Below are 16,490 nucleotides of genomic sequence, written 5' to 3'. Positions count from 1 at the left end.
TCCGGCCCGGTGCAAGGGCCTTGTTCCCGCCAAACCAAGGAGACGAGACATGACCCACCCCACCACCTGCCCCACCCCCCGCCGTACCGCGCTGCTGGCCACCGCCGCAGCTGCCGCGCTGTTGGCCCTGGCACCCGCCGCGCGCGCCCAGGCGCCCGCCGGCACCGTCAACCTGGGCGTGGCCATTCCGGCGGCCACGCACGGCTTCACCGGCGGCATCGTCTGGTGGGCCAACGAGGCCAAGAAGGAGCTGGAGAAGACCCACAAGAACCTGAAGGTGACGATCAAGACCGCCGCCAACGCCGGCGAGCAGGCCAACCAGCTGCAGGACCTGGTGACCGCCAACAAGATCAATGCGCTGGTCATCTTCCCGTTCGAATCGGCGGCGCTGACCAAGCCGGTGCAGCAGGTCAAGGGCAAAGGCGTGTATGTCACCGTGGTGGACCGCGGCCTGACCGACACCAGCGCGCAGGACGCCTACGTGGCCGGTGACAACACCGCCTTCGGCAAGGTGCCGGCCGATTACATCGCCAAGGCGCTGGGCGGCAAGGGCAACGTGGTGGCGCTGCGCGGCATTGCCACCACGCTGGACAACGAGCGCATGGACGCCTTCAACGCGGTGATGAAGGGCTACCCCGACATCAAGCTGCTGGACGCCAAGTACGCCAACTGGAACCGCGACGACGCCTTCAAGGTGATGCAGGACTACCTCACCCGCTTCAAGCAGATCGACGCGGTGTGGGCGGCCGACGACGACATGGCCGTGGGCGTGCTCAAGGCCATCGACCAGGCCAAGCGCACCGACATCAAGCTGGTGTTCGGCGGTGCCGGCGCCAAGGGCATGGTCAAGACGCTGATGGACGGCGCGGACCCGCGCATCCAGGCCAATGTGTCGTACTCGCCCAAGTTCATCTACGACGCCATCAAGCTCACGGCCGAGGCGCGGCTCAAGGGCGACAAGCTGCCGCCCACCACCATCATCCCGTCGGTGTTGATCACCAAGGACAACGCCAAGGACTTCTACTTCCCCAACTCGCCGTTCTGAGGCCGCCATGGCACGCCCCGTCACTCTTTTCACCGGCCAGTGGGTGGACCTGCCGCTGGCCGAGCTGGCCCCGCTGGCCAGGCGCATGGGCTACGACGGCCTGGAACTGGCCTGCGGCGGCGACCACTTCAACGTGCAGCGCGCGCTGAAGGAGCCGGGCTACGTGCAGCAGCAGCGCGCGCTGCTGCAGGCGCATGGCCTGCAGTGCTGGGCCATCGGCAACCACCTGGTGGGCCAGGCGGTGTGCGACCTGATCGACGCCCGCCACCAGAAGATACTGCCCGCGCATGTGTGGGGCGATGGCGAGCCCGAAGGCGTGCGCCAGCGCGCCGCGCTGGAGCTGGCCGACACCGCGCGCGCGGCCAAGGCCTTTGGCGTGAAGACGGTGACGGGCTTCACCGGCTCGTCGATCTGGCATGCCCTATACGCCTTTCCGCCCACCACGCAGGCCTTCTGGGATGCGGGCTACGAAGACTTTGGCCGCCGCTTCGCGCCCATCCTGCAGGCCTTCGACGAGTGCGACGTGAACTTCGCGCTGGAGGTGCACCCCACCGAGATCGCCTTCGACATCGCCACCGCGCAGCGGGCGCTGCAGGCCGTGCACCAGCACCGGCGCTTCGGCTTCAACTTCGACCCCAGCCACTTCGGCTACCAGGGCGTGGACTATGTGAAGTTCCTGCGCACCTTCCCGGACCGCATCCACAACGTGCACATGAAGGATGTGTGGTGGGGCAAGGGCGACGGCACCGTGGGCACCTTCGGCGGCCACACCAGCTTTGGCGATGCGCGTCGCACCTGGGACTTTCGCAGCGTGGGCCGCGGCATGATCGACTTCGAGTCGATCTTTGTCGCGCTCAACGACATCGGCTATCGCGGCCCGCTGTCCATCGAATGGGAAGACAGCCGCATGGACCGCGTGCATGGCGCGACGGAAAGCGCCGCTTTCACCCGCCGGCTCGATTTTCCGCCGGCCGGTGGCGCCTTCGACGACGCCTTCGGCCGCAGCGGCGGCACATCCGGGGCCGCGCCATGAGGCGGCTGCGTGTGGCCATGGTGGGCGGCGGTCGCGACGCCTTCATCGGCGCGGTGCACCGGCATGCGATGGCGCTGGACGACCAGTGGGACTTCGTGGCCGGCGCGTTGAGCAGCACACCCGAGCGCTCGCGCGCCTCGGGCCGCGACCTGGGCCTGGCCGACGACCGCAACCACGGCACCTGGCAAGCGCTGCTGGCCGACGAACTGCGCCGCCCACCCGACGAACGTGTGGACGCGGTGAGCATCGTCACGCCCAACCACCTGCACTTTCCGGTGGCCATGGCCTTCGTGCAGGCGGGCTTTCATGTGGTGTGCGACAAACCGCTGGTGCACACCAGCGAGCAGGCGCGCCAGCTGGTGCAGGCGGTGCAGCAGGCCGGCACCGTGTTCGGCGTCACCTACAACTACAGCGGTTACCCGATGGTGCGCGAGGCCCGCGAACTGGTTCGCCAGGGCGCGATCGGCCGCATCCGCAAGGTGGTGATGGAATACCACCAGGGCTGGTTGTCTAGACAGATCGAGAGCAAGCAGGCCGACTGGCGCACCGACCCCGCTCGCAGTGGGCTGGCCGGCGCGGTGGGCGACATCGGCACCCATGCCGAGCACCTGATCGCCACCGTCACGGGCCTGCAGATCGAGAGCCTGTGCGCCGACCTCAGCACCTTCGTGCCCGGCCGCCAGCTGGACGACGACGCCAGCATCCTGCTGCGCTTCAAGGGCGGCGCCAAGGGCGTGCTGCTGTGTTCGCAGATCGAGGCGGGCTGCGAAAACGACATCCGGCTGCGGGTGTTCGGCAGCGAGGGCTACCTGGACTGGCGGCAGGAAGAACCCAACCTGCTGATCCACGCCCCGGCCGACGGCCCCAAGCGCGTGCTGACGCGCAATGCGCCGTGGCTGAGCGAAGCCGCCAAGGTCGCGTGCCGGCTGCCGGCCGGCCACCCGGAGGCCTTCATCGAGGCCTTTGCCAACGTGTACCGCGGCGTGGCCGCGGACATCCGCGCGCGGCAAGGCGGGGAAGCGGCCGAGCCGATGCTGGCGGACTATCCGCGGGTGGAAGAGGGTGCGCGGGGCGTGGCCTTCGTGGAGGCGGTCGTGGGCTCGGGTGGCGGGTGGCACGCGCTGCAGGGGAGCGACTGAGGGGCGCAATCTTGTCCCAAACCGCTTGAAGTGGTACACCGGATCACTGTCGTGAGGATCCGAATGCCAGAAATGCTTGTTCCGGGGGGTGCCGTACCAGTCTTGCCCCTGGCCGCCGCCCTGATGTCCGAAGATGGCCGCATTCTGGAAGCCAATGCGCATTGGCAGCTCACCGTGGGTGAGGCCGTGCGGCTCCTGGACTTGCTGGGACCCGAAGATGCGGGGCCGGTATCATTTTTTGTCGGCAGCCTGCCGCGCGACTGCCTGGTGAAACAGGCCGACGGCGGCTGGCGCTGGATGTCGGTGCATGCCGCGCTGCATGCGCCCGATGAAGCGGGCCGGCCGCGCCGCCTGGTGTGGCTGATGGACGTGCATGAACGCCACCTGCGCGAACAGGCGCTGCAACAGCGGGTGCGCATGCAGGCCGACATGCTCAATGCCAGCGTCGACTGCATCAAGATCATCGGCACCGACGGCCAGCTGCTGCACATGAACCAGGCCGGCTGCCAGGCGCTGGGCGTGCCCGAGGACGACGTGGCCGGCCGCCCCTGGCTGCCCTTGTTGCCGCCTGAGGTGGGCGCACGCGGCGAGGTGGCCCTGCAGCAGGCCCTGCGGGGCCAGGTCGGGCGATTTCCCGGTGCCAGCCAGCTGCCCGGGCAGCCGCCCGAGTACTGGGACAACGTGCTCACGCCGCTGCTGGGCACCGACGGCGCGGTCAAGGCCGTGCTGTGCGTGTCGCGGAACACCACCGCGCAAACCGTGGTCGAAGAGCGCTTGCGCCTGGCGGTGCGGGCGGCCAACGAGGTCATCCGCGACTGGGAGCTGCTGCAGGGCCGCATCACCTGGAACGAAGCGGTCGAGCGCTGCTATGGCTACCCCGCTTCGCACGGCCTGGGCACGGTGGACGGGTGGCTGGCCCGCGTGCACCCGGAGGACCGGGCGCGCGTCTGGAGCTTCTTTGAAGAGCTGACCGCCGGCGACCAGGACGAGTACGCGCTGGAGTACCGCTTCGCCAAGGCCGATGGCCACTACATCGAGGTGCGCGACCGCGGCTGCGTCAGCCGGGCGCCTTCGGGGCAGGTGGTGCGCATCGTCGGCTCGCTGCTCGACCAGACCGAACGCAAGGCCATCGAGCGCGGCTTCGAGGCGGTCAACCGCTCGTTGAGCAGCCGCATCGCCGAGCGCACCGATGAGCTGAACCGCCTGTGGGACCTCTCGCCCGACCTGCTGGTGGTGCTGGACAGCCGGGCCCACATCCGGCGCGCCAATCCATCGGCCCATCGCATCCTCGGCTATTCGGTGGGCGATGTGCTGGGCCATCACATTGCCGAGTTCGTGCTGCCCGACCAGGTGCAGCGGCTGTATGACGCCTTCGCGCTGATCGACAAGCAGGTGAAGACGGCGGTGGTGCTGCGCCACCCGCACCGTGAAGGCGGCAGCCGCTGGGTGTCTTGGGTAGGGGTGACCACCGGCGACGAGATCTTCGTGGCTGGCCGCGACGTGACGGCCGAGCGTGAGGCGCGTGCCAAGCTCAAGCAGACCGAGGACGAACTGCGCCAGGCGCAGAAGATGGAAGCCATCGGCCAGCTGACCGGCGGCATCGCCCACGACTTCAACAACCTGCTGTCGTCCATTGGAGGCGCGCTGCAGATCATCCGCCGGCGGGCGCAGCTCGATCCGCAGTTCACGCGCTACCTGGACATGGGCGATGCCTCGGTGCGCCGCGCGGCGGCGCTGACGCAGCGGCTGCTGGCCTTCTCGCGCCGGCAGACGCTGGACCCGCGGGCGGTCAGCATCAACCGCCTGGTGCAGGGCATGGCCGAGCTGATCGGCCGCAGCGTCGGGCCGGCGGTGCGGGTGAGCGTGCAGCTGGAGCCTGCGCTGTGGGCCACGCGGGTCGACGGGCCGCAACTCGAGAATGCGCTGCTCAACCTGTGCATCAACGCGCGCGACGCGATGCCCGATGGCGGCGACCTGACGCTGGTCACCTCCAACCAGTCGCTGCCGGCCGAGGCCGCCGCCGCCCACAAGCTGCCGCCGGGCGACTACGTCGGGCTGGACGTCATCGACACCGGCACCGGCATGCCGCCTTCGGTGGTGCAGCGGGTGTTCGAGCCCTTCTTCACCACCAAGCCGCTGGGCAAGGGCACGGGCCTGGGCTTGTCGATGGTGTACGGCTTCGTGCGCCAGTCGGGCGGTCAGATCGCGGTGGATTCCACGCCGGGCCGGGGCACGCGCATGTCGCTGCTGCTGCCGCGGCACCTGGGCGAAGCCGATGCCGACGAGCCCGCCGCGCCCCAGAAGGTGGCCGGCGGCGCAGGCGAAACCATCCTGCTGGTGGACGATGACGACGCGGTGCGCCACCTGATCACCGAGCTGCTGACCGAGGCCGGCTACCGGGTGCTGCCCACGCGTGACGGCCCGGGCGCGCTGCAGCTGCTGCAAGGCCAAGAACCCATCGGCCTGCTGCTGACGGACGTGGGCCTGCCCGGCGGCATGAATGGCCGCCAGGTGGCCGACACCGGACGTGAGCTGCGACCGGCGCTCAAGGTCTTGTTCATCACCGGCTATGCCGAGACCACCGCGCTGGGCAATGCGCTGGCCGAAGACCGCATGGAAGTGCTGGCCAAGCCCTTCGAGTTTCCGGTGCTGCTGGCCAAGGTGCGCGAGATGCTGGACGCCTGAGCCGCCGTCTACGTCACTCAACGCTACGTCATTCGACGTATACCCAGGCCCGGCCCCGCCGCCGCCCAATGCGTGCATCGCATCGGCAGGCAGCAGGAGGACACGGGCATGAACCACGGCGACATCAGCAGCAGCAACGACACCGTCGGGGTGGCGGTGGTCAACTACAAGATGCCCCGGCTGCACACCAAGGCCGAGGTGCTGGCCAATGCACGCGCCATCGGCGAGATGGTGGTGGGCATGAAGCGCGGGCTGCCGGGGCTGGACCTGGTGGTGTTCCCGGAGTACAGCACCCACGGCATCATGTACGACCCGCAGGAGATGTTCGACACCGCGGCCACGGTGCCCGGTGAAGAGACGGCCATCTTTGCCGACGCCTGCCGAAGGGCCAAGGTGTGGGGTGTGTTCTCGTTGACCGGCGAGCGCCACGAGCAGCATCCGCGCAATGCGCCGTACAACACGCTGATCTTGATGAACGACCAGGGCGAGATCGTCCAGAAGTACCGCAAGATCATGCCCTGGGTGCCCATTGAAGGCTGGTACCCGGGCAACCAGACCTATGTGAGCGAAGGCCCCAAGGGTCTCAAGATCAGCCTCATCATCTGCGACGACGGCAACTACCCCGAGATCTGGCGCGACTGCGCGATGAAGGGCGCGGAGCTGATCGTGCGCTGCCAGGGCTACATGTACCCGGCCAAGGACCAGCAGGTGCTGATGGCCAAGGCCATGGCCTGGGCCAACAACTGCTACGTGGCGGTGGCCAACGCAGCGGGCTTCGACGGCGTGTACAGCTACTTCGGCCACAGCGCGCTGATCGGCTTCGACGGGCGTACGCTGGGCGAGTGCGGGGAGGAAGACAACGGCGTGCAGTACGCGGCGCTGAGCAAGCACCTGATCCGCGACTTCCGCAAGCACGCGCAGTCGGAGAACCACCTGTTCAAGCTGCTGCACCGCGGCTACACCGGCCTCATCAACTCCGACGACGGCGACCGCGGCGTGGCCGAGTGCCCCTACGACTTCTACCGCCAGTGGGTGGCCGACCCCGCCGCCACCCGCGCCGCGGTGGAAGCCATCACGCGGCCGATGGTGGGCACCGAGGAGTGCCCGATCGAGGGCATTCCGAATCCGCGCAGCATGGGGTAGGGCGCATCGTCCATTGTTTTGAGGAGGCACCCGCAAGCGATCGGCCCTAGCCTGCGCCCACCAAGTGGGCTTGGGAGCTGTGGACATGAGCGGTGACATGGATCAAGCGCCTGCGGGCGCGTCTGCCCAGGTGCGGGCCGGGTTAGCCGCGGGCCTGTTGGTGCTGGTGTTTGCCTTCACGCTGGCCCTTGCGGTGCCGGTCTTCTATGACAAACCCGGCACGGCCTTCTGGTTCGTCGGCCTGCTGGTGATCTTCGGCGCGGCCCTGGCGTTGATCGCCATGGTGTTCCATGCGCTGGGTCTGGCCTCGGCCGACGAGGCGTTTGGTCTGCCGGCCGGTTCATTGCGCTCGCTGCTCGCCGTGGGGGTGATGGTGTTGTTCGCGGTGTTCGGGCTGCAGGCGCTCATGAACGATGGTGCAGGCAGCTTGCCTGGCTGGCAGCTCTTCAGCACCACCGTGGCCGACGTTGCGCGGGTGCAGCCCGAAATCCAACGCTACGAAAAGCAGGGTCTGCTGGCGATCGCCGGGGCCGCCAGCGGCCCGACCGGCATCGAGCTGCGCATCTACTCCCCCACGCGCACCACACCTGCGGCCACCCAGGACATCCAGAAGCAGATCATCACCGCGCTGATCACCCTGGTGACTTCGGTGGTCAGCTTTTACTTCGGCAGCCGCAGTGTGGAGGCGATGGCCAAGGCGACGGGTGAAGGCAAGGGCGGTGGGGGTGGGGGTGGAGCGGGCGCCGTACCCGGCACGGTGACCGAGGGCATCGGACGCCTGGATGAGGGCATCGCCAAGGCCGAAGCGCGCCTGGCGGCACTGCGGGCCGAACCGCCCGACCCGAACAGGAACCTGGCTGGCCTGGAAGCGCAGCTCAAGCAGCTGAAGGCCGACCGCAGTGGCCTGGAGGCGCTGGTGAAGGACGTCGCCGCCGGCAGCGCCACTGCCGAACAGGCGAGCCAGCGGCTGCAGGCGCTGCGCGCGCAACTGGCGCGGCTGGAGCAGTCGCTCTAGCGGTCGCCCCCGGCGCTCCTGCGTCCAGCCGCCCGACGTCAGCGCCCTTGAGCCGCCGCCGCTCCCCGCACCTGCCGCACCGCGCAGCGAACACCGTCGAACACCGGCTGGCCCAGCGCGGCCTGCAGCGCGCCGTCGTAGCCGCACAGCACGGCGCCGGCCAGCACATAGGCGTCGGCGGGCAGGGCGCGGGCGGCCTGCAGCAGGGTCTGCAGCACGCCCTCGTCCACGCCTTCGCAGGGTGCGAAGGCCTGCTCCAGCGCCGGCGCCATCACACCGGCGATGCGTTCGGGCGGCAGCAGCGCGGCCAGCCGCGCTGCATACAGCGGCGTCATGTCGGGCCCCAGCGTCAGCAGGCCTACGCGGGGCGCCACCTGCGCCGCCTGGGCGACGGCGGCTTCGGTCATGCCGCGCGCGGGCTTGGCGCCCCAGGCCGGGCGCAGGCGGTCGATGGCGCCGTCCAGCGAGATGGCCAGCACCATCGCATCGCAGCGGGCCACCTGCGGTGCCATCAGCGCGGGCAGGGTGGCTTCGGCTTGCGCCAGCTGGGCGGCGCTGCGCACCACGGCGGGCCCCTGCGGGTTGGTCAGCGCCACCAGTTCGTCATCGGGCCCCAGCTCGGCCCGTGCCGAAGCCGCCATGCGCGCAGTGATGTGCGCCGAAGCGTTGGGGTTGAGCAGCAGGATGCGCATCAGCCCTTGAAGATGGCTTCCAGGTCCACCTCTTCGGTGGCTTCGTCCAGCTTCATGCTGTGCTCGATGTGTTCCAGATGCTCCAGCATCAGCCGCTCGGCGCGCGCCGCGTCGCGCCTGGCAATCGCATCGATGATCTGCGAGTGCTCGTCGGCACGGCAACTGGTGCTGGTGGGCGCGTCGTACAGGAAGATCATCAGGCAGGTGAGCACCGACAGCTCGCGCATGCTGCGCGCCAGCGCGGTGTTGCCCGCCAGGTCGGCCGCCAACGAATGGAACTCGCCCGACAGCCGGATGACCGCGCGCTTGTCGTCGCGCCGGCGCGCGTCCAGCTCCAGCTCCTGGTGCATGCGCAGGCGGGCCAGCTTCTCGGGGTTGAGCGTCTGCACCAGGCGCCGCATCACGGCCGGCTCGATCAGGCGGCGCGCCTCGAACACGTCGCGCGCCTGCTCGATGGTGGGCTTGGCGACAAAGGCGCCGCGCTGCGGATACAGCTCCACGATCTGCTCATGCGCCAGCCGGGCCAGCACCTCGCGGATGCGGGCGCGGCTGACACCGAAGATGTCGGCCAGCCGTTCTTCGGCCAGCTTGGTGCCGGGGTGCAGCCGGTGCTCGAGGATGGCGACGTAGATCTTTTCGTAGATCTCGTCGTGGGTGTTCTCGCGCTGCAGGCGGGCGGCGGTGGACGCCTTCTTCGGGCTGGTCGTGCGGGTGGGCATGGGATTCAAGGTGGCCAGCGCATCGGCCGCGGGCATTGTGCCCTGAGCCACCGTCGCTCAGCCCCGCTGGAACCAGCGGCCCCAGCCCTGGATGACCGTGGGATCGGCGCCGATGGCGCGCAGCTGGCCCCACACGGTGGTGCTGACGGTGTCGAACAGCGGCATGCCCAGCTCGTCCTCGATGCGCTCGGCCAGCGGCGCCGCACGCAGGTTGGTGCAGAAGGTGGTGATGGCCTGCGGCCCGGCGGCGGCCACCTCGCGCATCAGGCCGTGCAGCGTGTCGGGCTCCACCAACGCGAAGTCGTGGTTGACGCGGATGCCCAGGTGCCGCTCGGCCACCACCTCGATGCCCAGCGCCGCGTAGTTGTCGACGATGCGCTGCTGCACATCGGCGGTGTAGGGCGTCACCAGCCCCAGGCGCTTGACGCCGTGCAGCGCCAGCAGTTCATTGAGCGCCAGCACCGCGGTGGTGGCGGGCAGGCCGGTGCGCTCGGTGATGCGCTGGCACAGCGTACGGTCGCGGTCGAAGCCCAGCCAGCCGGCTGCGGTGCCGCTCCAGCCGATCACGTCGACCTTGGCATCGGCCAGCAGCTCGGCGGCGGCCAGAATCTTGCTGTCATCGAACTGGCCGAGCGCCTGCTCGGACAGCGAGATATCGGTGACCTTGAAGCGTGCGAAGTGTGCGCTGCCGCCGGGCACGGCCGCGGCCAGCGCGCTGGTCAGCGGCTCCAGCGCGGTGTTGGAAGAGGGCGTGAGCACGCCCAGTCGAAGTGTCTGCGTCATGCAATCGATCATGCAGCATTCGGGCCAGGTGTGTCGACATCGGTGTTGACACTAATGGCTCGAATAAGACTGTCGACGAAAGTGTAGACACTGAAGTTGGCACGGGCGTTGCAAAGGTTTGGCCTGCGCCTGATTTACATGCACCAACACACAGCAGTCAAGATGTTGTCGACACGCCTGATGACAAAGAAGCCCCACGCTGCGCCCCTCGCTGGTGCCGGGGTGGCGCGATGAGCGGGCTTGACCTAGTCATTCGCGGTGCCCGCGTGACCACGGCGGCCGATGTCTTCGTGTCGGACATCGGCATCGCGCAAGGCCGCATCGTGGCGCTGGGGCAGGGCCTGCCGGCCGCTGCACGCGAGATCGATGCCGCCGGTCGTGTGGTCACGCCGGGTGGGGTGGATGCGCACTGCCACCTCGACCAACCCATGGCACCGCCGGTGCGCATGGCCGACGACTTCGACACCGGCACGCGCGCCGCAGCTTGCGGTGGCACCACCACGGTGATTCCGTTCGCGGCGCAGGTCAAGGGCCAAAGCCTGCGCGCCGCGGTGGCCGATTACCACCAGCGCGCCGAGGGCAAGGCCCATGTGGACTACGCCTTCCACCTGATCGTCAGCGACCCCACGCCGCAGGTGCTGGAGCACGAGCTGCCGGCCCTGATCCGCGAGGGCTACACGTCGTTCAAGATCTACATGACCTATGACGACCTGAAGCTGGACGACGGCCAGATCCTGGACGTGCTGTCGGTGGCGCGGGCGCACGGCGCGATGGCGATGATCCATGCCGAGAACGCCGACTGCATCGAGTGGCTGACGCGGCGGCTGGAAGCGGCCGGCCGCACAGCGCCGCGCTTTCATGCGCATGCGCGGCCGATGCTGGTGGAGCGTGAGGCCACCCACCGCGCCATCGCGCTGGCCGAGCTGGTGGACGTGCCCATCCTCATCGTGCATGTGTCGGGCCGCGAGGCGGTGGAGCAGATCCGCTGGGGCCGCGCCCACGGCCTGCCCATTTATGCCGAGACCTGCCCGCAGTACCTCTTCCTCACCGCGGCCGATCTGGGCATCGACGACAGCTACCAGGGCGCCCGCTGCGTGTGCAGCCCGCCGCCGCGCGATGCCGGCAACCAGCAGGTCATCTGGGACGCGCTGGTGGACGGGCTCTTCACCGTCTTCAGCAGCGACCATGCGCCGTTCAACTACGACGCGGCCGAGGGCAAGAAGCCCGGTGGCCAGGAGGTGGCCTTCCGCCACATCCCCAACGGGCTGGCCGGCATCGAGACACGCATGCCGCTGCTGTACTCCGAAGGCGTGCTGGGCGGCCGCCTGACGCTCGAGAAGTTCGTCGAGCTCACCGCCACCAACCCGGCCAAGGCCTATGGCCTGCACCCGCGCAAGGGCAGCATCGCCATCGGCAGCGACGCCGACCTGGTGGTGTGGGACGAACGCGAGTTCGTACTGAGCAACGCGATGCTGCACCACGCGGTGGACCACACGCCCTACGAGGGCCACACGCTGCGTGCGTGGCCGGGGCTCACGCTGGCGCGCGGGCAGGTGGTGTGGGATGGCACGCAGTTCCATCCGCGGCCCGGCCAAGGGCGCTTTCTGCCCTGCGGCATGCCTTCGCTGCGTCCGCGCAAGCCATGACGCGCCTGCTCATCCTCAACCCCAACATCAGCGACAGCATGAGTGCGCTGATCCGCGCAGAGGCCGAGCGATCGGCCGCGCCCGGCACGCAGGTGGTGGTGGTCGCCTTCGGCGACCCTGGCCTGGCTGAGTGCGCACCGCCGCCGGCCAAGCGGCACCTGGGCCTGCCGCCCGCCATCGCCCGCCTGCTCGAACAAGCCCGCTGAAGCCGACCGACCCTTTCAAACCCCGACCCTAGGAGTGCCCATGATGAAACTTGCCCGTGCCGCCGCTGCGTTGGCTGTCGCTTTCGGCTGTCTGGCCGCCCATGCCCAGGATCGCATCACCTTCAAGGTGATCGGGCAACCGGCCGCCACCGGCATGGTGCAGAAGAACAAGGAAAAGCCGTTCTTCGACGAGTTCGCGCAGCGCACCGGCCTGCCGATCAATGCCGACTACAAGCCGATCGACCAGCTGGGCATCAAGGACACCGAGCAGCTGCGGGTGATGAAGGCCGGCCTGTTCGACATCGTCTCGCTGCGCGTGAGCCAGAACTCGCGCGACGAGCCGACGCTGCTGGGCCTGGACCTGGTGGGTGCGGCGCCCGACTACGACGCCGCGCGCAAGGTGTACGACGCCTACTTCGACACGCTGGACCAGCGGCTGCAAAAGCAGTTCCAGGTCAAGCTGCTGGGTGCCTGGCCCTTCGGCCCGCAGATGCTGTTCTGCAAGAAGCCGCTGACCCAGCTGTCCGACCTCAAGGGCATGAAGGTGCGGGTGTACGACCAGAACCTGGCGAAGTTCATCGAAAGCGTGGGCGGCACGCCGGTGCCACTGGCTTTCACCGAGGTACACCAGAGCCTGTCGCTGGGCGTGGTGGACTGTGGCATCACCGGCCCCAGCTCGGCCAATTCGTCCAACTGGCCCGAGGTGACCACGCACCAGTACCCGCTGGGCTTCCAGATGGCGCTCAATGCCTACGCCATCACGCTCAAGGCCTGGAACCGCCTGAAGCCTGAAGAGCAGAAGAAGGTGGTCGCTGCCTTCAAGACGCTCACCGACGACATCTGGGTGTACTCGAAGGAGCTGACGCAGGACGCGCTGAACTGCAACGCGGGCAAGGACCCGTGCACCACCGGCAAGAAGTTCAAGCTGGTGGACGTGGCCGTCAAGCCCGAGGACATCAACACCGTGCGCAAGGCCGTGGCCGCCATCTCGGTGCCCACCTGGGCCGAGATCTGCGACAAGGCCAACCCCACCTGTTCGGCCGACTGGAAGAAGACGGTCGGCAAGGCCCTGAACATCCAGTGAGGCCGGCATGAAGGCCAAGCTGGAACTGTGGTTGGGCACGATCTTCGGCCTGATCTTCGTGGCGCTGTCGCTGCTGGTGGCGGTGGAAACCGTGATGCGCAAGACCTTCAACGTTTCGCTGCAGGGGGCCGATGAACTGGGCGGCTATGCGCTGGCGGTGGGCGCCACCATCGCCTTCAGCCTGGCCTTGACGGGACGCAGCCATATTCGTGTGGACGTGTTCCACGACCGCCTGCCGGCCGCGCTGCAGACCGCGCTGAACTGGCTGTCCGCGGTGCTGCTGGCGGGCTTTGCCGGCCTGGTGGCCTGGCTCGCCTGGTTCGTGATCCAGGATTCGGCCGCGTACAAGAGCGTTGCGCAGACGCCCTGGGCCACGCCGCTGGTGCTGCCACAGTCGGTGTGGCTGGCCGGGTTGGTGGTCTTCGCGCTGGTGGCAGCGGTTTATGCGCTGCGCGCTTCCTGGCTGCTGGTGCAGGGCAGGGTGGGCATGCTCAACCGGGAGTTCGGCCCGCGCAGCACCAAGGACGAGGTGGACGAGGAACTGGAAGACCTCAAGGCGCGCAGCGGCGGCGAGCCCGCGCCCGCGGCGCCGCTCACCGCCATGGGGGTGCGGCCATGAGCGCGGGCTACGTGCTGGCCGGCTTCGCGGCCATGCTGGCGATGATGCTGCTGGGTCTGCCCATCGCGGTGTCCATGGCGGCCATCGGCCTGATCGGCGGGCTGCTGGCCTATGGCCTGCCCGTCATCAATTCGGTGGCGCCGGTGGTCTGGGGCGTGCACAACGACAACCTGCTCACCTCCATCCCGCTGTTCATCCTGATGGGCGAGCTGCTGCTGCGATCGGGCATTGCCGACCGCATGTTTGGTGCGCTGGCGGCCTGGCTGGGGCGGCTGCCGGGTGGGCTGCTGCACACCAACGTGGGCTGCAGCGCGCTGTTCGCGGCCACCTCGGGCTCGTCGGTGGCCACCGCCGCCACCATCGGCACCGTGGCGCTGCCCTCGCTGCACAAGCGCGGCTATTCGATGACGATGTCGCTGGGCTCGATCGCCGCGGGCGGCACGCTGGGCATCCTGATCCCGCCGTCGGTCAACATGATCGTCTACGGCTCGCTCACCGACACCTCGATCGGCAAGCTGTTCATCGCCGGCATCGTGCCCGGCCTGCTGCTCACCGGCTGCTTCATGCTTTTCATCGCCGGGCATGCGCTGGTCACGCGGCAAGGCATCCGCGAGGCATCGGTGCCGATGGCCGAGCGCATCGCGGTGCTCAAGGACCTGGTGCCGCCGGCGGTGGTGTTCTTCATCGTCATGGGCAGCCTGTACGCCGGGGTGGCCACCACCACCGAGTCGGCCGCGCTGGGCGTGGTGGCCAGCCTGGCCTTCGCCTGGAAAAGCGGCAAGCTGAGCTGGACGCTGCTGCAGCACTGCTTCGTGCAGACGGCCAAGACCAGCGGCATGATCCTGCTCATCATCACCGCGGCTTTCGTGCTCAACTTGGCGATCAGCCTCACGGGCGTGGCGGAAACCATGACGCAGTGGGTCACCAGCTTCGGCCTCAGCCAGGTGCAGCTGCTGCTGGTGCTGGTGGTCTTCTACTTCATCCTCGGCATGTTCATGGACGTGCTATCGATGATGGTGGCCACCATCCCCATCACCTTTCCCATCGTCACCGCGGTGGGGGTCGATCCGGTGTGGTTCGGCATCTTCATCGTGCTGATGTGCGAGCTGGGGCTGATCACCCCACCGGTGGGCATGAACCTGTTCGTGGTGCACGGCATCCGGCCCGACAACGGCGGCATCCGCGATGCGATGGTGGGCGCCGTGCCCTACGTGGTCATCATGCTGCTGTTCACCCTGCTGCTGATCGCGGTGCCCGACCTGGCGGTCTGGTTGCCGTCGCACATGTGATGGCGGGCGATCTGTGGCGCCTGCCCGCCACCGAGCTGGGGCGGCTGTACCGCGAGCGCAGCCTCAGCCCGGTGGAGGTGCTGCGCGCGGTGCTCGCGCGCATGGACGCGGTGAACCCGCGCCTGAACGCCGTGGTGGCGCGGCGCGACACCGCGGCGCTGGCCGAGGCGCAGGCGTCGGAGCGCCGCTGGGCCGAAGGCCGGCCGCTGTCGGTGCTGGACGGCGTGCCGTTGACGGTCAAGGACAGCCTGTACTGGCGCGACCTGCCCACCACCTGTGGCACGGCCGCCTTGCGGCTGCACCAGCCCGGCCATGACGAGCTGGCCGCCACCCGCGCCCATGCCGGTGGTGCGGTGGTGCTGGGCAAGACCAGCGTGCCCGAGTTCGCCAACGAGGGCTACACCGCCAACCCGTTGTTCGGCGTCACCGGCAACCCCTGGAACCCGGCGCTCACGCCCGGCGGCTCCAGCGGCGGTGCGGTGGCCGCGGTGGCAGCCGGCATCGGGCCGCTGGCCATTGCGCAGGACGGCGGTGGCTCCATCCGGCGCCCGGCCTCGCACACCGGGCTGGTGGGCCTCAAGCCCTCGCTCAGCGCCTGGCCGCGCCAGCATGCGCTGCCCGGCATGCTGCTGGACTTCGACGTCATCGGGCCGGTGGCGCGCACGGTGGCCGATTGCCGGCTGCTGTTCGACGCGCTGCGGGGCCCCGCGGCGGCCGACCGCAGCTCGCTCTTCACGCCGGCGCCGGTGCGCGAGGGGCCGCTGCGCATCCGCTATGTCGAGCGCCTCGACGGCCATCCACTGGACCCGCAGATTGCCGCCAGTTGCCGCCGCGCGGTGCAGCGGCTGGCTGGTCTGGGCCACCACGTGGAAGAAGGCCCGCTGCCGCTGGACGTGGGCCCGCTGATGCAGGCCTGGCCCGAGATCGGGCAGATCGGCCTGGCCGCCGCGTTCGACGCCCACCCTGAGTGGGAAGCGCAGGCCAGCCCCCGCTACCGCGAGGCCGCGGCGCAAGGCCGGCGGCTGGGCGCGCCGCGCCTGTGGCAGCTCATGGCCTGGGTGCGCGCGCTGCGGCAGCGCAGCCCGGTGATGTTCGAGCAGCTGGACGTGATCGTCACGCCCGCCGCCGCGGCACTGCCCTGGCCGGCGGCGGAGCCCTATCCGCCGGTGATCGATGGCCAGCCGGTGGGCCCGCGCGGGCATGCCGCCTACACCGGCTGGGTGAATGCGGCCGGGCTGCCGGGCCTGGCGCTGCCGGCCGATCCTTCCGCTCAGGGCCTGCCCATTGGCATCCAGCTGATCGGCGCCCATGGCCACGAGCACACCTTGCTGGCCTTGGCCGCCGCCTATGAGGCCGCTGCGCCCTGGGCCGCCCGCTGGCCCGACCTGTGAT

At 69.1% G+C, this 16,490-nt stretch carries 15 protein-coding genes; 12 read left to right on the top strand and 3 right to left on the bottom strand.

The window, feature by feature from the left end:
- Window positions 1-49: 49 nt before the first annotated feature.
- The 6 genes from MW290_RS00605 to MW290_RS00580 all read left to right on the top strand — a co-directional run bounded on the left by MW290_RS00605 (window position 50) and on the right by MW290_RS00580 (window position 8,060).
- Window positions 50-1,045, top strand: a complete 996-nt coding sequence (locus MW290_RS00605; RefSeq protein ID WP_250195425.1) for a substrate-binding domain-containing protein — start codon at window positions 50-52, stop codon at window positions 1,043-1,045.
- A 7-nt stretch (window positions 1,046-1,052) separates the two neighbouring features.
- Window positions 1,053-2,078 (top strand): sugar phosphate isomerase/epimerase family protein, encoded by a 1,026-nt coding sequence (locus MW290_RS00600; RefSeq protein ID WP_250195424.1) that lies wholly within the window; start codon window positions 1,053-1,055, stop codon window positions 2,076-2,078.
- Window positions 2,075-3,217 carry a Gfo/Idh/MocA family protein gene (locus tag MW290_RS00595; protein WP_250195423.1) on the top strand — a complete coding sequence of 381 codons (1,143 nt, stop codon included), beginning with the start codon at window positions 2,075-2,077 and terminating at the stop codon, window positions 3,215-3,217. The genes MW290_RS00600 and MW290_RS00595 overlap by 4 nt, the downstream gene beginning before the upstream one ends.
- Window positions 3,218-3,319: 102 nt before the next feature.
- A complete protein-coding gene (locus MW290_RS00590; RefSeq protein WP_250195422.1) occupies window positions 3,320-5,902 on the top strand; it encodes a hybrid sensor histidine kinase/response regulator in 2,583 nt (860 codons plus the stop codon).
- A gap of 108 nt (window positions 5,903-6,010) precedes the next feature.
- On the top strand, window positions 6,011-7,045 hold the full coding sequence (locus MW290_RS00585; RefSeq protein ID WP_250195421.1) for an aliphatic amidase: 1,035 nt from the start codon (window positions 6,011-6,013) through the stop codon (window positions 7,043-7,045).
- A gap of 97 nt (window positions 7,046-7,142) precedes the next feature.
- Window positions 7,143-8,060 (top strand): hypothetical protein, encoded by a 918-nt coding sequence (locus MW290_RS00580; protein ID WP_250195420.1) that lies wholly within the window; start codon window positions 7,143-7,145, stop codon window positions 8,058-8,060.
- Window positions 8,061-8,098: 38 nt separating this feature from the next.
- Here the strand turns inward: MW290_RS00580 and MW290_RS00575 are convergent, their stop codons facing one another.
- The 3 genes from MW290_RS00575 to MW290_RS00565 are packed head-to-tail and all read right to left on the bottom strand — an operon-like array spanning window position 8,099 to window position 10,254.
- Entirely contained in the window at window positions 8,099-8,752 is a 654-nt protein-coding gene (locus MW290_RS00575) for an aspartate/glutamate racemase family protein (protein WP_250195419.1), read from the bottom strand.
- Window positions 8,752-9,471, bottom strand: a complete 720-nt coding sequence (locus tag MW290_RS00570) for a GntR family transcriptional regulator (protein ID WP_250195418.1) — start codon at window positions 9,469-9,471, stop codon at window positions 8,752-8,754. Before MW290_RS00570 ends, MW290_RS00575 begins: the two co-directional genes overlap by 1 nt.
- Window positions 9,472-9,528: 57 nt before the next feature.
- A complete protein-coding gene (locus tag MW290_RS00565) occupies window positions 9,529-10,254 on the bottom strand; it encodes a maleate cis-trans isomerase family protein (protein WP_250195417.1) in 726 nt (241 codons plus the stop codon).
- A 230-nt stretch (window positions 10,255-10,484) separates the two neighbouring features.
- Here MW290_RS00565 and hydA point away from each other — a divergent pair, with 230 nt between their 5' ends.
- Genes hydA through MW290_RS00535 form a run of 6 tightly spaced genes read left to right on the top strand, consistent with a single transcriptional unit; the run spans window position 10,485 to window position 16,489 of the window.
- A complete protein-coding gene (hydA, locus tag MW290_RS00560; RefSeq protein ID WP_250195416.1) occupies window positions 10,485-11,900 on the top strand; it encodes a dihydropyrimidinase in 1,416 nt (471 codons plus the stop codon).
- Entirely contained in the window at window positions 11,897-12,106 is a 210-nt protein-coding gene (locus MW290_RS00555) for a hypothetical protein (RefSeq protein WP_250195415.1), read from the top strand. Before hydA ends, MW290_RS00555 begins: the two co-directional genes overlap by 4 nt.
- Before the next feature lie 43 nt (window positions 12,107-12,149).
- Window positions 12,150-13,190: a TRAP transporter substrate-binding protein gene (locus MW290_RS00550; protein WP_250195414.1), complete on the top strand. Its 1,041-nt coding sequence runs from the start codon at window positions 12,150-12,152 to the stop codon at window positions 13,188-13,190.
- 7 nt (window positions 13,191-13,197) lie between these two features.
- Window positions 13,198-13,809, top strand: coding sequence for a TRAP transporter small permease subunit (locus MW290_RS00545; RefSeq protein WP_250195413.1), 612 nt, complete (start codon window positions 13,198-13,200; stop codon window positions 13,807-13,809).
- Window positions 13,806-15,098 (top strand): TRAP transporter large permease, encoded by a 1,293-nt coding sequence (locus MW290_RS00540; RefSeq protein ID WP_250195412.1) that lies wholly within the window; start codon window positions 13,806-13,808, stop codon window positions 15,096-15,098. The genes MW290_RS00545 and MW290_RS00540 overlap by 4 nt, the downstream gene beginning before the upstream one ends.
- Window positions 15,098-16,489, top strand: coding sequence for an amidase (locus MW290_RS00535; protein ID WP_250195411.1), 1,392 nt, complete (start codon window positions 15,098-15,100; stop codon window positions 16,487-16,489). The genes MW290_RS00540 and MW290_RS00535 overlap by 1 nt, the downstream gene beginning before the upstream one ends.
- The last annotated feature ends 1 nt before the right edge of the window (window position 16,490 follow it).

The sequence above is a fragment of the Aquincola tertiaricarbonis genome, from assembly GCF_023573145.1.
GTDB classification, from domain to species: Bacteria; Pseudomonadota; Gammaproteobacteria; order Burkholderiales; family Burkholderiaceae_C; genus Aquincola; species Aquincola tertiaricarbonis_B.
The sequence above is the reverse complement of the archived record's forward strand: the minus strand, read 5'-3'. Positions and strand labels throughout refer to the sequence as shown.